We start from the raw sequence: 13837 nt of genomic DNA on the forward strand, positions 1-13837 counted from the left end.
GTGTAGCCATTTTTGAGAGCACGCACCTGTTGCTAATTTTATACCATGCAAAAGGCGCCACGTACGAAAGTCATGTCTTTCGTACGTGGCGCCTTTTCTGGATCTTAACGGACTTGAACCGTCGACCTCCTGCATGCCATGCAGGCGCTCTCCCAGCTGAGCTAAAGACCCGCTAGTTAAGTAGCTTCAAAGCTAATGGATCCAAACGGACTTGAACCGTCGACCTCCTACATGCGAAGCAGGCGCTCTCCCAACTGAGCTATGGACCCAAAACACAAAGACAATTGTACTGAACTTCTGCGGTTGTGTAAAGAGGATTGTCCTTGATACATGACATAGGATTGCCGACCTTGCTATAAACGGCGAATTTTACAAGGATTCATCTCGCCGAGCGATTAGTGAAATAATGATATTTTGGCATGCCCCACCGATAATGAAGATGACCCAAGAATATGTCCATGTGTGAAAAAGAAATGAAACTAGGAAGTAGGTCACCAGGATAAGCGGCCAGTATACCTGACGGAAAAGTGCGATGTCTTGGCGGGCGCGTTGATTGTGGTGGTGCTGTGACGTATTGAAGTTGTCACGATGGCTATGATGAAGGCGTGGCTCAGGATCCGGCACAGCTGTTGCGTCAGTGTAGCGCTTTATTTGCGAATAGTTGATGGCGACATACACAATTAAGTAGGTTCCTAGTCCAGCAATGATGAGGAACAAGGCACCACCGGCATCGTCGCTGATAAAATGCGATAAGTAAGTGGACAGAATTGGTGGGATCAACGCGCCAATACAAATCATAATGCCCACGATTAAACCTGCAGAAAATTGCCGCTGATACGTATCGGTTGTTTCTTGGGCAAATCTTTTGGCGCTTACAGACAAGGGCCGGCCATTGAGCCGCTTCTTTTGGAGGCTAAACATGGTGCCGGCCCAAATGAAGAGTCCTACTGCGACAGCATCGAGCAGAAACATGCCGATGATGCCGAAGACCTCAAGCGAGGAATCCGTTGTATAGGCGGGCAAGGCGACGCTGATACAACAAAGCAAAACACCGAAAGCAATTTGCGTTGCAAACCGGTCGGCAATGTGCCAAAAATGGCTGAGCTCCCTTTCAGAAACGGCGTTATCAGGCTCCGTAGTTGTGTCGGTGTCTGCGTGGTCAGCCTGAGGCGCTAGTCCTAGATCCTCCCGTAATTCATCAACGGAGCCAAAAGCACGAATGACGGCACCAATTGCAGTTTCTTCGCTTTTACCCTCGCGCAACAAATCACGATAATAATCGCGCATATTGGCAAGCATGTCGGCTTTGGCCTGGCGCGTTTTCGGGTTATCCGGAAAAGAAGCAAATAGACTGTCTAAATAAGCTGTAATTGTATCCATGGGCGATCCTCCAAGGTTCGATTTTGGCAAACAATTAGTTCAAAAATAAATCGACCACATGCTTAACCTGATGCCATTCTTCGGCCTTAACTGCAAGAAAAGCGCGGCCGCTGGGCGTGATGCGATAATAAGTGCGGGGTTTACCGTTCGTAACATCACCCGGATAAGCTTCAATATAACCGTTTTTGCTCAAGCGAGTAAAGGCGGCGTAAAGCGTGGTTTCACGAATCATATACTGGTCATGGGTGCGCTCGCGGATTTCTTTGCCAATTTTGTATCCATAGGAATCACCTTGTTGCAAAATGGCAAGGACGAGTGCGTCGTTGTAACCACGCATGGCATCACTACTGATCACGGCGCTCCCCCTTTTGCGAGTTTTATACTGGTGTGCGCGAGAATACAGATGAGACTGATCTTGATTTTGCTGACTGATTACTTCATCTGTTGGAGTAATATTAACATGATGCAACCATTAGGTAAAGCAAAAAACACCTTCATATCAAGAAGGTGTCGTCAGATTTACTTGATTAGTGGACAAAAACCGTGACAAAGGTGATTAAGCCAAACAGGATACCGGGTACATTGGCGATGATGATCGGCCAATCTTTGGCAGGTTTCATCCAGCCATAACCGGTCCACAGGGTAGCGTTGATCATTGCTACCAACGGCTGAATCGGATTCACCGGTGTTCCAGAAAAGTTAGCCATGATTTCGGGAATGTACGAAACATACATTAAAATACAGGTAAAAGTTGCCAGCCTGCTGAGGAGATTCAGTCGCTTTGCTTTAACGGGGTCAATACCACTGTGATATTTTCCATTGTCAGCTTGCATCAAAAATGCCTCCTTTTGGAATAAAATAACCGTAACACGATCGAACGTGAAAACCAAGGAAGGCATTAACGTGTGATAGAATCAATTAGGCGGCCTGACTTAGGTTGGCAGCTTTAGATTTTTTTCTGAAAATGAATGAAATGAGGGAACATCATGGCAGAACAAGAAGCAGATACGGTCACACGCGTGCAAAAACAAGAAGGCGCCGATGCCATCATGGATAAAGGATTTGTGACCGAACGGGATATTCCCGAAATGATGGCGGCGTCTTGGAGTGAAAAGCTATTGGCGGCGATTAATGACGAATTGCGGTTGCGTACCGTTAGCAATCGCGCTGTGTTACAACGGTTCCATTATTATATGGGCGATGGCTCCATTATTTATGATCCGGGACAACTTAACTCGGAAGGGGCCAAGATTGCGTTGCAACACGCATTAGGTTTCCGGAAGTAGTAGCCCTTTAACTGGTGCCTGTCTAGCGTTTTGAAACTAGTTTTCGGCGCTGAAGGTTCCGGTTAAGACGACTTTGCCGACCATATGACCCGCCTCGACAAGTTGGGTGGCGGCCTTTAGGTTGGCAACATTAATGCCGGTAAATTCTTTGGTCACTGAAGCTTTGATCTGCCCGTCTTGATACAATGTCAAAAGTCTGCTTAGAATCGCACCTTGCGAAGCAACATGGTAGTCAAAGTCGGTTTTGGCAAACATGTACTCGTAGTCAAAACTAGCTGCTTTGTCTTTGACAACGGCCAGATCAAGACCGCTTTGGGGACCGACAATGCAGCCGATGTGGCCAAAAGCGCGAATTAACTGGCTGGCGGTGGCCAGATATGGCTCCGGATGATAAAGCAAGGCAACGCCGTCAACGGTTTGAACGCCAGCATGGTGAACCTGACTCACAAGATCTTTATGATAATCAAGTGGCGTTGCAACGCCATGAGCCCGCAACCAGTCATGGTTTTTAGGACTGCTAGTTGCCAAAACATTTAAACCGCTCCACCGCGCCAGTTGACTCAGCATCGAACCGACACCACCGGCGCCGTTAATGATCAATAAGTGCTGGCCTTTGTTGGCATTATATTCCGGGATGAAGCCCATTTTTTCAAAAAGCAATTCCCACGCGGTCAAACCGACAAGCGGCAGTGCTGCCAGGTCAGCAGTGGGTGCTTGTTTTGGCGCCAATGCGATCAGATCGGCGTCAACTGCCTGAAATTGTTGATCGCTGCCGGGCTTGCGGGTAGTTCCGGCATAGATGACACGATCGCCAACGTGGAAGGCAGTGACGGCGGAGCCGATTTGGGTAATGGTGCCGACTGCATCGTACCCAAGAATCTGTGGTGTTGTTTGTCGTGGTGCGGTTTGGCGGCGTTTGGTGTCAACCGGATTAACCGAGACCCCAGCCACTTGTACAATAACTTCATTGGGTTCCGGTGTCGGTACTGGTAGGGTGAAGCTTTGAAAACTATTGGGTTCAGTAATGGGTAGGCCTTCAGTGAAGCCGATGGCAATGTTTTTTGGCATCTGAATCGTCCTTTCGTTTGATCAGTTATCTGTTGCTATTGTAACCTTTTTATTAAGAGAGTTGGAAATGCAGTGGTTGTTTGGTAAAATATGCAGGATATTGTAGAAAACGCGTTCAATGACGAAGGAGGCAGCTCGTGAAAAAATTGAGTACAAAGCGTGAATTGATCGGCCTGATCGTTGTTTTGGTTTTGGCAGCGGCAGGCTTTGCATTCTTCGCGTGGTATACGATGCGGCCGGATGATGTCATTGGTACCATTGCAACGATTAGTTTCGGCATTGTTTTGGCTGCCTTGATTGGTATTGCGTTATTTTTGGATGCGGCGGCGACAACTCGGTGGCGCCGATTCTGGGTAGATCTTTTGTTTGCGGCGCTGATGTTGGCGCTCATTGACTACTTCTTCCTTGATACGACAACGCCGTGGCAGATGTTGATTGCTGGTGCCGGATTGGCATTAGCACTGGTCGCACTGCTGGCCATTAGAAAATTAGATGAATAAACGGGCTTTGTCCTGGCTGATCAATGATAAAAACGCCTCGGAAAATTTTCCGAAGCGTTTTTTAAGTGCCCAACAATGATGAGACTGCGACTAGTTCATTCGCTGCACAGTAACTGGCACTGTCTTGGGTAATACCTTGGTTAACTCGGTCATCAGGTTCTGAAGACTTGCCTGAAACGTTAGCCGGACCATGCGGCGCTTACTAAGGGCAAAAACCGCGACGACCCATTCCTGGCCATTAGGCAGACTGACAGGTGTCAACGTGATACTGGACATGTTGGTGTATGGAATGACCCGAGCCAGCAGCCCATTTGCAATGAGTCGCGTTGGGGCCAAACCACCTGTGCCCGCCATAATGGACAACACCAGGAAGATTGAAATGAATACGATATACGGCATGTTGTTAACGCGGGTTGTCATGAACCAAAAGCCAAGCAACACCGCCCAAACGAGTTGTGAAACCGCATAGCGTGAGGCAAAATTAATTTTGTGTTGCCAATATAGATAATAACCAGCGAGGGCAATCAACACGATGTCTAAGCCGATCAGTAAAACATTAAAACTATTCATGAGAGACTCCTTTTTGATCAACGTCATCAGTCGGGCTGTCGTTTTCGTACAAACCGGAAACCTGCTGGTACCAACTGAAGAATCGGGTCACGACAATTTTCAAAACGGCAAAACCCGGGATGCCAAGGATGACACCGACTAAACCAAAGAGATTGCCGGCCGTGAGCAAGACCACCACGATTGTAATGGGATGCAATTCAAGCTTGCTGCCCATTACCAGTGGTGAAATAAGTTGCGTTTCAATTAACCATTCAATGAAGAAAACGATAATGACCGCCAGAATCATTTTTGGCGCCGTCAACGCGCCCATGATAAGTGGCGGGATCATTGCCAACGCTGACCCGAAATAAGGAATCAGGTTCAATGGGCAAGCCAGCAAGCCAAAAATCAGGCCATAACGCAAGCCAATCACCGAGTAACCGATCATGAACATGATGGCCACGCACAGCGCGACCGTGATTTGGCCCTGAACATATGAACCGACTTTTTCGTTCATCTCATGCAGCATTTGTTTGACGGATCCACGTAACTTGGTGGGGATAATATGCAGCACCATCAGCGTGAACTTGTCGCCGTCTTTAAGCATGAAGAAGAGAATGATCGGCGCTGTCGAAATCGTGATGACAACATTGCCGACAATGCCAATCAGATTTTGCAGCTGCGAGATGGTGCCGGTGACGAAAGCACCTTGCTTGCCGGTGAAGAACGTTTGGACTTCGTTAGCGATGTTGTTGAGGTCATGCTGCGATAAAACATTTTGCTTATCGTTTAAGTCGTCCAGCCATTTACCGATTTCCGTAAAAATTTGCGGTGCCGAATCGACAATGCTGGTAATTTGGTTGCTTACCGCCGGAATGAAGCGCAATAGCCCCCAGACCAGGAGACCGATCAAAACGACAAATAGTAACGCAATCGCCCAACCGCGATGCAGCCCGGTTTTTTCAAGGCGATTAATGATCGGAACTGTCAGATAGAAGAGAATGCCGGCGAAAATGAACGGCGGGGCGATGATACCGAGAAAATCGACCACAGGCTGGAATACCCAAGCAATTTTGGTAAAAACAAAAATAACCAGCAGGGCCAAAAGCAGGTCAATTAAGAAGACCATGAACTTGTTGTTGATGAAGCGGCGGTAGAACCATGAGTCGGTACGTTTCACAGGCGATCCTCCTCTAAGGACGTTAAAGGTTATGACGCGATTTAATCAGCGGTGTCATTAGTAACCTTTACAAAAGACGACAAGTCGAGCATGAGATCTGTGGTAAACCAAGAAAGCTTCGACGTACAGTTGCCGTTTTTTACAAGTCAGCTGAGTGCACGTGAGTCATTTTTTCGAAGTTTCTACCCGCCAGACGTCGGATGCTTCTGTATAACAATGATACTAGACTAGCCATGATTTTTCGAGGCTAGGGTTAACTAAAATGGTTCGAAGAAGGTATCGGCACCGTTACAATAAATTTACAAAAACACCGATTAGCCGTTACAAATATTAAAAATGCCTAAATAAGGGCATCAAATGTAAATTTTGCATATACAAAAGCTTTACAAATCAAAAAAATCAGGTATGATAAAGTCACAACCAAAACGGTGAGTCAATGTCGGTTTTACCGATACGGAGAGGAGTGACCCCTTATGAATTTACTTCGCGGGGCTAAATGGACATTAATAACTCTGACCCTGGTCGCAACATTGCTGTTATTTAGCAACTATGCGACGGCCGGCATCTTGTTGATGGCTCTGGATATTTTCCTAAGCTTCTTCTATGCAGTCATCAAGAGCAGATGTGATCGGCGTCAGATGCATAAGATGCCATTATTGCATAACTAATTTGATGAAATGATCCGCAGCCGCGATGACTGCGGATTTTTTCGTGTAACGACGGCGAAAATGATTGCAAACGTTCGTTCGGTTTGGTATGCTTGGTGTAACAAATGAGAACGGAGCGGTGAGCGGATGCCAACACAAGCGAGTCAAAAACGTTGGAAACAGATTTTACAAACCATCTATGACGCGATCGAGGATCATGGGTATCCGCCCACGGTTCGCGAGATCGGCAAGTCAGTTGGCCTTAGTTCTTCCAGTACCGTTGCAGCATATTTAGAAAAACTGCTGGCGGCCGGATTGATCGCCAAAGACCCGTCTAAGCCGCGAACAATCGAAGTGACGGCAGCAGGGCGCGATTTTATCGGCGTGCAGGCAGAAGGTATTCCGATTGTCGGTACCGTTGCGGCCGGGGTGCCGATTACCGCTATCGAGAATATCGATGACTATTTCCCAGTGCCGGATGACCTACCATACTCGGCCGATGAGTTGTTTATGCTTCGGGTTCAAGGCAGTTCCATGATCAAGATCGGCATCCTTGATGGCGATCAGATTATTGTGAAGAAGCAAAACGACGCCGAAAATGGGCAGATTGTCGTGGCAATGACCGAAGAAGATGAAGCCACCGTCAAGCGTTTTTACAAAGAAAAGAACGGCATTCGGCTTCATCCGGAAAATGATGATATGGAAGACATGTTTTTCCCGGATGTGACGATTCTCGGCATTGTTGTGAGTTTGTATCGTCCTGCGCTTGTATAAGTGCCAGTAATAATAGACCAAGTTAAAAAAGCATTTGCCGCACACATTCAATTGAGTGTGCGTGGCAAATGCTTTTTTGTTGAGTTGGCAGTTGCTACCATCAAGGACGGTTAAGCTGATCAAGATCGTCTTTTGGTACCTTTTTGTAGAATGGGCCATCCGGAAGCTGTTTCAGTAATCCCTTTTTAGTAAGTTGGAATTGAACCGTGTTGCTGGCGGCCTGTGGTTGGGCTTTGCCGGTGAAGGTGAAGATTCGCCCCTTTAAAGTCAGTTGGGCAGCAAAAATACCTTGATCTGTACTTTCAAAATCACCGTCTTGGTTTGACAGCGTTTCGAGGTAATAGCCACTGGTTGACGACAACACGCGGATCGCTTTCTTTTGGTCATCCTGCTGGACAAACGCGTGACCGACCAGGGTGGACAAGGTTGCTTTAGGCGCAGCTTTTTTTGCTTTTTTCCGGGCTTTTGCCGGCTTTGATGCCCGTTCACTGGTGGCTGATCGAGTTGATGATGGTTTGGCAGTCGGCGTGCCTTGAGAACAACCACTCAGGATAAGTAATAACATGAGCCAGACTAATTTTTTCAATGGCGGTCTCCTAGTGAATGAATTGAATGCAGGTCATGACGATGGGGATGACGATTATGGATAGAAGCGTGGTTTCCGTGACCATGATCGCAGCGTAGTCAGCATCGGCATCATAAAGTTTGGCAACAACCGGCGCATTGGTCATGACCGGCATGCAGGATTGCAAGATGAAGATTTGTTTCATCAGCGTCGGAACCGGGGCAAAGGCGACCAGCGCCGTCATCAACAGTGGGGCAAAAAGGAAGCGACCGCTGAAGATACCGAGTGCTTCCTTGCTGAGACGCAATTGGCTCCACCCGGCTTCGTGTAAGGCAATGCCGATAAAGAACATGGAGCCCGGAACCGTCAAATCGCCGATATAAGTCAGATCAGACATCAAAAAACTTGGTAACTTGATATTCAGCAAAACCAACACAATACCTAACATGAAACCCAGTAAAGGTGGCGAGAAAACTTTCCCCAAAGCCTTTTTAAGATCAAAGCGGGCTGGTTTGGGGCCGTCGCCTTGAATGAGATAGACGCCGATGGTCCAAAAAATCGTTGTGTTGGCCATGTAATAGACCAAGACATAAGGCAAACTGCGAGGACCGAACAAGGCTAGGTTAACCGGCAGGCCGATAAAAACTGTGTTGGAGTTGAAGAACATGGACTTAAACGTGCCTTTTCGCGACTTCGGAACTTTTAACAGGTAACACACCAAAAAGGATAGTGCGAAAAGCATCATCATAGACAATACCGGGAACAACAAGTTTGGCAATAACCGCAGCAGCATACCGGCAGTGAATTTCGATGCGATCGTTACGATCATATAAGCTGGTAGAGCGACTTGGGTAACAACTTTGGCAATTACCTTGCTCGAGTGATTATTAAACCAGCCGCGGGCGGTCAGAAAATAGCCGAGAATGATCAAAATGAGAATTTCTAAAACGCCAAAGACGCTTGAGATAAATGCGGTCAAATACCAACACTTCCTTATAAATTATTTTGGCCGCCGTAACATAAAAGTTTGACCAAGTTCGGCATAGTTGGGGCCGGCAAGGCGAGCCACCGGTGCCAAAGCGGCAGGATTAACGTGTAAGCTTGGCAAATCAAGCACCGTATCGGCAAAGTGGAACTGTCGAATTTCCAGGATAAAGAGATCGGTGATAATCACCCCGGCACGATCACGAATTGGTACATATTGATAAAGTTGCGTTTCAAAGCGAATACGCGCGGCTTGCAACCCAGGCACCTGAATTTCAGTACTGGCCACCAGTGGCAGATCAATCAGGTTCAATTCACTTTGATCAGGGGTCAACCGGGCGGCAGTTTGGTTCATCGCTTTGGTGAGATCAACGCTGACCATGTGGACGACCGCTTCATGGCGGGCCAAAAGATTCGCCGCCGTGTCTTTTGGCTGCCCGCCATCACGCAAAATGGACACGGATAGCAATGGCAACTGATTAGAGATGCCGGTTGTAAATGAAAATGGCGCTAAGTTGATGATGCCGGCCGTGCTTTGCGTCGTGATCCACGCGATGGGGCGGGGAATGATGCTGCCAGACAGCAGTTTGTATTGCTCGCGGGATGATAGCTTATTGGCAGATAAGTTGATCATAATAGCCTCCGGTGGCTGGTGAATAAGAATCATGAAAATGCTGGGGAACCTAAAAGGCACGCCATGACTGCAAGTTTAGCGCAGGCGCGAGGTGGCGTCAAAAGCGGTGTGTTTTGCCTTGTTAGATGACCATGATGTGTTGACGAAAAAAGCAGTGTTAGAGATGAATGTGATCTCAAACACTGCTCGATCGAAACGTTTAGCCAATTAATTTGTCTTTCATTGCGATTGGCTGCTGGAAGAAGAGCTGACCTGTTGAGCCGGGGAAGGTGCTTGGCTACTGGATTCGCTGTTCGGTGTTGTCTGGCCGTTATTGCCAGCACCATTATTATTTGATGTGCCATTATTACCAGTACTACCACCGGTCTGACTGGTGCTATTGCCTTGGCTGTGCTCACTTTCTACACTCGGTGCAGTAGACGGTGTTGGCGTTACGGAAACTCTTGAAGATGGTTCGCTGTATTGCGATGGCTGATAAGTTGACGTTTCACTCGTCGCTGAGCTTGATTCAGAACTTGAAGCGGTCTGCTTCGTCTTGAAAGCATCAAGGCTGAGAAGTTTCTTCTTTGAGCGTTGCAACGGCAGGCTGGTTGTTAGGTAACGATAATTGTGCGGTGTTTTGCCTTTTAAGGTGATGCTGTTGTTGAGCTCCTTTCTCAAGGCCTTCGTGTAATCATGCACAGTGCCGGTTGCCCCTTCTGCGGCATATTCTTCAGTTGTCGTCGGCTGATTGTGCTTGTAAGTTTTCGCGCTGGCATACTTGTAAACATTAGCGTGCGCCGAACTGAGCGTTAACTTGCCTTTTTTCTGTTTGACATCGCCAGTATCGTTAATAATGCGCGGTTGGCTTTCCGCATCAAAAATCATTAAACGGGTATAGGTTTTGGATGACGTTAACTTCACATAAACCGTCAGATCGTGGTGGTCGCCGTTGGTGTCGGTGACGTCCCCGGAAGCGGTGTAAGTGCCGCTTTTAAATGAACTGGTGACCGTTGATGAAATGGTAATGCTGGTGGCGGAAGACGAAGCTGTCGGTCCTTGAACCTTGGCGCCGCGCAACACCAGCCAAACGAAAACGCCAATGAAAATAACGACCGCACCAATGCCGGTTAATGTGAGGTAAAGCCTCCTTCGATTCTTTCGAATACGTTCACGTCGCATGAATTGCCTCCTGAAATATGGTGAAAGCCTTTCCCCAATATTAGGGTAAGCAGGTTTGAAACACAAGCAGAATTAAAAAGGCTGCCGGCAAGCAACTTGCCTGGCGCCTTTTGACTGGTTAAAACGAAACTGCCAGCCACTTGATATCAAGTGCAGCCAAATGCCGCTCAGCCAATCGATTAATACAATTGTTACCTAATCATGTCCCCGTTAGCCAGTATTAAGGTTTCAATCGGGACATCAAACGGATCAACTGGCCAATCAGGCTGCGGAAAGGCCATGACTGGCGGAACCAGTGTTAAGGTGTGGCCGAAATATTCGGCTAAAAAGCGATCATAGTAGCCGCCGCCAAAACCGATACGATATCTGTCTGCCAATGAGAAGCCGATTCCGGGCACAATTAAAAGATCCGGAGCCGGCTCAACCAAGTCGGCTTGGTAGGCAGGTTCGGGAATACCAAAAGCACTTTTGACGAGGTGCTCATGGCCGGGATCTGGCAGAAAGACCATCTGGCGTTTTGGCATGACGCGCGGTAAGAAAACGGCTTTAGCAGCAGCATGTGCCGCAGCAATGATCGGCGCTGTGGCGACTTCAAAAGGGCCGCTGACCGTGATGCCGATGCTTTTGGCCTGTTGCCAGACGGTTGTCTTGATTAAAGTCGCCATTAGTGTTTCGCTAGCTGCCTGGGTTTCAGCGGCAGCTTCCTGAAGGCGTTTAAGCTGGCGGGTGCGGAATTCGGCTTTTGTGGCCATGGGAACCTCACTTATCTTTAAGAAATTCGCTTAAAACAACGGCTTGGTTATGGGTCTCGTCTTTGGCACCGTATAACATGATAATCGGATCCTGTTCATGCGCTTTTAGCGTCTTGATGAAATCCGGCAAATCAGGATTAGCAGCAAGTTCCGCTAAGTAACGCTTTTTGAATTCAGGGTATTTTTCCGGATCGTGGCCAAACCATTTTCGCAGTTCTGCTGTCGGCGCAATGGTTTTGGCCCACAAATCTAAGGCAGCGTTGACTTTACTGATGCCCCGCGGCCAAACCCGATCAACGAGGACACGGAAGCCGCTTGCTTGGGGTTTTTGATAGATGCGTTCGAGTGTTACTTTCAAAATCATCACCTCATAATTATCATACCAGTTTTGACAAGTCGTGAATGTTCAAATAGCGATACGGTATACTAGTCAAAAGAGGTGTCAACATGATTACGTGCTATCAAATTCAAAAGCAACGCAATGTGCAGGTGGCAACGGATGATCAAGCCAACTGGATTCGGGTTCAGTCGCCGTTGCCGCAGGAGTTGCAAACACTGGCCACCAAGTATGGCTTGCCCAAAACGTACGTGGACGCGGCACTTGACCAACATGAAAATGCCCGGGTCGAAGGATTGAATCCCGCTGATGACGTTCCCGGGTTAATCGTGCTGCGTTACCCGATTGAGATGACGAACGAGATGGGGTTCCGCCAATTTAATACAGTGCCGCTGACCATGATTTTGTTAGCCGATCGGGTCATTACGATCATGGACCATCCCTTGCAGGCGTTTGACGACTTGGCGGAGCAGAAGCTTTCACCCAAGCCGGAAGAATTTGCGCTAGAAGTGCTGTGGCGGGTTTTACACCAATTTGTCCTCGACATGGACAAGTTGAATGACGAAACGAAACAGATTGAAGGCAGTTTAGGCAAAGCCGCTAAAAACACGCAGCTTTATCAACTCATGGCGATGCAGAAAAGCCTGGTGTTCTTTGATGCCGCACTTGATCATTCCGGAAACTTGTTGAAAAGCTTACGGGCAGGCGAACGCTTTTTCAACACCAATGGTTACCTTCGCCGGCTACATGATGTCGAAGTCGAGGTCGTCGAGGCGCAGACGATGGTCCGGATTACCAACAAGTTACTGGATCAGTATTCAACTACTGTTAGTGCGATCGTTTCAAATAACTTAAACCTCATCATGAAGGTTTTGACCAGCCTGACCATTATTTTAACGATTCCTACGATTGTCGGCGGCATTTACGGCATGAATGTCCGCCTGCCATTTGCCAATACCTATTGGGCGTTCTGGTGGTTAATTGGCGGTACGGCGGTCTTGTGCGGAATCGCTGCTTGGTGGTTGTGGCGGAAGGATTATTTTTAATTGAACGAAGACTTTTCGGTAAGCAAAAACGGTCGAAGGAAGGCAACTTTCTTTTCGGCCGTTTTTACTTGTTTGAAGTCTAAACCACTTTTGGCGTGCTCAGAATTTGCGCAAAGCGGTTCATGGTGGGTGTCAAGACGCGATCCTGGCGATAGACAAACGAAATGGTGAAGGCCGGCTGTTTGGGGTCGTCGATTTTGAGCGATGCGAGATGATCGTCAGGCTGAATGGCGACTTTGGTTAAAAAGCCGATGCCTACGTTCTGGGTGACCAAGCGTTTTAACAGCAGAACGTCACTGGTGCGATAAACCACTTTCGGCGTGAAGGTGTGTTGCTGTTGAAACCAGGAAAATGCCCGGGTATGGACGAAACCTTCGCTCAAGGTGATAAACTGCCGATCAGCAAGTGTTGCGAAGGGGACGTGTGTTTGTTGGGCCAATGGGTCATTTTCGGCGGTAATGATGACAAACGGCGCCGTATCGATTTGGATGACGTGCAGGTCGGGATCGACCAACGGACCGCTGGCACCCAGTAAGGCAAAATCGAGATTGCCGTCTTTGATTTGATCAAGAAGTGCGGCTGACCCGGCTTCAAATGTTTCCAGTTGCGGCATCAGCCCAGCAGCAATCAAGTCGACCGCAATTTTTGGAAACAGATAACTGCCAATAATCGGTGGCAGACCGAAGCGAATCTTGCTTTTCTGATCCCAGGCAATGTCCTGCTTGGCCAAATCCAACTGATGCAGAATAATCGCGGCGTGACTGGCAAGTTGTTCACCAGCCGGCGTCACACTGATTTCATGATGACGGCGGTCGCGGATGATCAACTGTGCCTGAAAATGATCCTCCAGCCGTTTGATCGCCGCAGTGATGGTCGGTTGACTAACCGCAAATTTTTCGGCCGTTTGCGAAAAGTTACGGGTATCGGTAAGTTCGAGAAAATATTCAAAGTCTCTGGTGTTCACATGTAAACCT

At 48.0% G+C, this 13837-nt stretch carries 18 protein-coding genes and 2 tRNA genes; 5 read left to right on the forward strand and 15 right to left on the reverse strand.

The window, feature by feature from the left end:
• Positions 1-98: 98 nt before the first annotated feature.
• From GSO_RS14480 to GSO_RS14500, 5 genes are all read right to left on the reverse strand, one after another.
• Positions 99-171 (reverse strand) — tRNA-Ala (locus GSO_RS14480).
• A 25-nt stretch (positions 172-196) separates the two neighbouring features.
• A tRNA-Ala gene (locus GSO_RS14485) sits at positions 197-269 on the reverse strand.
• Positions 270-369: 100 nt separating this feature from the next.
• The gene (locus tag GSO_RS14490) at positions 370-1380 is read right to left on the reverse strand and encodes a permease prefix domain 1-containing protein (RefSeq protein WP_010493594.1); all 1011 of its coding nucleotides are present in this window, start codon (positions 1378-1380) and stop codon (positions 370-372) included.
• A gap of 34 nt (positions 1381-1414) precedes the next feature.
• Positions 1415-1735, reverse strand: a complete 321-nt coding sequence (locus GSO_RS14495) for a PadR family transcriptional regulator (RefSeq protein ID WP_010493595.1) — start codon at positions 1733-1735, stop codon at positions 1415-1417.
• Positions 1736-1907: 172 nt separating this feature from the next.
• Complete coding sequence (locus GSO_RS14500; protein ID WP_010493599.1) at positions 1908-2213, reverse strand: SemiSWEET family transporter; 306 nt, start codon at positions 2211-2213, stop codon at positions 1908-1910.
• A gap of 153 nt (positions 2214-2366) precedes the next feature.
• On the opposite strand from GSO_RS14500, the gene GSO_RS14505 reads away from it, so the two are divergent.
• The gene (locus tag GSO_RS14505; RefSeq protein ID WP_010493601.1) at positions 2367-2666 is read left to right on the forward strand and encodes a hypothetical protein; all 300 of its coding nucleotides are present in this window, start codon (positions 2367-2369) and stop codon (positions 2664-2666) included.
• 36 nt (positions 2667-2702) lie between these two features.
• On the opposite strand, the gene GSO_RS14510 is transcribed toward GSO_RS14505, so the two are convergent.
• Entirely contained in the window at positions 2703-3734 is a 1032-nt protein-coding gene (locus GSO_RS14510; protein WP_010493603.1) for a zinc-binding alcohol dehydrogenase family protein, read from the reverse strand.
• Positions 3735-3871: 137 nt separating this feature from the next.
• Here GSO_RS14510 and GSO_RS14515 point away from each other — a divergent pair, with 137 nt between their 5' ends.
• Positions 3872-4234, forward strand: coding sequence for a hypothetical protein (locus GSO_RS14515; protein ID WP_010493605.1), 363 nt, complete (start codon positions 3872-3874; stop codon positions 4232-4234).
• 90 nt (positions 4235-4324) lie between these two features.
• Here the strand turns inward: GSO_RS14515 and GSO_RS14520 are convergent, their stop codons facing one another.
• Positions 4325-4804: a hypothetical protein gene (locus GSO_RS14520; RefSeq protein ID WP_010493607.1), complete on the reverse strand. Its 480-nt coding sequence runs from the start codon at positions 4802-4804 to the stop codon at positions 4325-4327.
• Complete coding sequence (locus GSO_RS14525) at positions 4797-5963, reverse strand: AI-2E family transporter (RefSeq protein ID WP_010493612.1); 1167 nt, start codon at positions 5961-5963, stop codon at positions 4797-4799. Before GSO_RS14525 ends, GSO_RS14520 begins: the two co-directional genes overlap by 8 nt.
• A gap of 473 nt (positions 5964-6436) precedes the next feature.
• On the opposite strand from GSO_RS14525, the gene GSO_RS14530 reads away from it, so the two are divergent.
• Entirely contained in the window at positions 6437-6631 is a 195-nt protein-coding gene (locus GSO_RS14530; protein WP_010493614.1) for a hypothetical protein, read from the forward strand.
• A 126-nt stretch (positions 6632-6757) separates the two neighbouring features.
• The gene (lexA, locus tag GSO_RS14535) at positions 6758-7384 is read left to right on the forward strand and encodes a transcriptional repressor LexA (RefSeq protein ID WP_010493617.1); all 627 of its coding nucleotides are present in this window, start codon (positions 6758-6760) and stop codon (positions 7382-7384) included.
• 100 nt (positions 7385-7484) lie between these two features.
• Here the strand turns inward: lexA and GSO_RS14540 are convergent, their stop codons facing one another.
• The 6 genes from GSO_RS14540 to GSO_RS14565 all read right to left on the reverse strand — a co-directional run bounded on the left by GSO_RS14540 (position 7485) and on the right by GSO_RS14565 (position 11844).
• Positions 7485-7949 carry a hypothetical protein gene (locus tag GSO_RS14540; RefSeq protein ID WP_171024652.1) on the reverse strand — a complete coding sequence of 155 codons (465 nt, stop codon included), beginning with the start codon at positions 7947-7949 and terminating at the stop codon, positions 7485-7487.
• Between the two features lie 31 nt (positions 7950-7980).
• On the reverse strand, positions 7981-8928 hold the full coding sequence (locus tag GSO_RS14545; RefSeq protein ID WP_010493620.1) for an AEC family transporter: 948 nt from the start codon (positions 8926-8928) through the stop codon (positions 7981-7983).
• Between the two features lie 21 nt (positions 8929-8949).
• A complete protein-coding gene (locus tag GSO_RS14550) occupies positions 8950-9567 on the reverse strand; it encodes a flavin reductase family protein (RefSeq protein WP_010493622.1) in 618 nt (205 codons plus the stop codon).
• 219 nt (positions 9568-9786) lie between these two features.
• On the reverse strand, positions 9787-10728 hold the full coding sequence (locus tag GSO_RS14555; RefSeq protein ID WP_010493624.1) for a hypothetical protein: 942 nt from the start codon (positions 10726-10728) through the stop codon (positions 9787-9789).
• A 191-nt stretch (positions 10729-10919) separates the two neighbouring features.
• Positions 10920-11480: a 5-formyltetrahydrofolate cyclo-ligase gene (locus tag GSO_RS14560; protein ID WP_010493626.1), complete on the reverse strand. Its 561-nt coding sequence runs from the start codon at positions 11478-11480 to the stop codon at positions 10920-10922.
• Positions 11481-11487: 7 nt separating this feature from the next.
• Positions 11488-11844 (reverse strand): DUF488 domain-containing protein, encoded by a 357-nt coding sequence (locus GSO_RS14565; RefSeq protein WP_010493632.1) that lies wholly within the window; start codon positions 11842-11844, stop codon positions 11488-11490.
• Positions 11845-11927: 83 nt separating this feature from the next.
• Here GSO_RS14565 and GSO_RS14570 point away from each other — a divergent pair, with 83 nt between their 5' ends.
• The gene (locus GSO_RS14570; RefSeq protein WP_010493634.1) at positions 11928-12863 is read left to right on the forward strand and encodes a magnesium transporter CorA family protein; all 936 of its coding nucleotides are present in this window, start codon (positions 11928-11930) and stop codon (positions 12861-12863) included.
• Between the two features lie 79 nt (positions 12864-12942).
• On the opposite strand, the gene GSO_RS14575 is transcribed toward GSO_RS14570, so the two are convergent.
• Entirely contained in the window at positions 12943-13827 is an 885-nt protein-coding gene (locus GSO_RS14575; RefSeq protein WP_010493636.1) for a LysR family transcriptional regulator, read from the reverse strand.
• Between the last annotated feature and the right edge of the window lie 10 nt (positions 13828-13837).

Origin of the sequence: Lacticaseibacillus zeae DSM 20178 = KCTC 3804 (assembly GCF_000260435.1) — a bacterium.
Lineage (GTDB): Bacteria > Bacillota > Bacilli > Lactobacillales > Lactobacillaceae > Lacticaseibacillus > Lacticaseibacillus zeae.

Coding starts and splice junctions, on each gene's coding strand:
- GSO_RS14490 (WP_010493594.1), bottom strand. CDS start 1,380: ATGGATACAATTACAGCTTATTTAGACAGTCTATTTGCTTCTTTTCCG.
- GSO_RS14500 (WP_010493599.1), bottom strand. CDS start 2,213: ATGCAAGCTGACAATGGAAAATATCACAGTGGTATTGACCCCGTTAAA.
- GSO_RS14505 (WP_010493601.1), top strand. CDS start 2,367: ATGGCAGAACAAGAAGCAGATACGGTCACACGCGTGCAAAAACAAGAA.
- GSO_RS14510 (WP_010493603.1), bottom strand. CDS start 3,734: ATGCCAAAAAACATTGCCATCGGCTTCACTGAAGGCCTACCCATTACT.
- GSO_RS14520 (WP_010493607.1), bottom strand. CDS start 4,804: ATGAATAGTTTTAATGTTTTACTGATCGGCTTAGACATCGTGTTGATT.
- GSO_RS14530 (WP_010493614.1), top strand. CDS start 6,437: ATGAATTTACTTCGCGGGGCTAAATGGACATTAATAACTCTGACCCTG.
- lexA (WP_010493617.1), top strand. CDS start 6,758: ATGCCAACACAAGCGAGTCAAAAACGTTGGAAACAGATTTTACAAACC.
- GSO_RS14540 (WP_171024652.1), bottom strand. CDS start 7,949: ATGTTATTACTTATCCTGAGTGGTTGTTCTCAAGGCACGCCGACTGCC.
- GSO_RS14550 (WP_010493622.1), bottom strand. CDS start 9,567: ATGATCAACTTATCTGCCAATAAGCTATCATCCCGCGAGCAATACAAA.
- GSO_RS14555 (WP_010493624.1), bottom strand. CDS start 10,728: ATGCGACGTGAACGTATTCGAAAGAATCGAAGGAGGCTTTACCTCACA.
- GSO_RS14560 (WP_010493626.1), bottom strand. CDS start 11,480: ATGGCCACAAAAGCCGAATTCCGCACCCGCCAGCTTAAACGCCTTCAG.
- GSO_RS14565 (WP_010493632.1), bottom strand. CDS start 11,844: ATGATTTTGAAAGTAACACTCGAACGCATCTATCAAAAACCCCAAGCA.
- GSO_RS14570 (WP_010493634.1), top strand. CDS start 11,928: ATGATTACGTGCTATCAAATTCAAAAGCAACGCAATGTGCAGGTGGCA.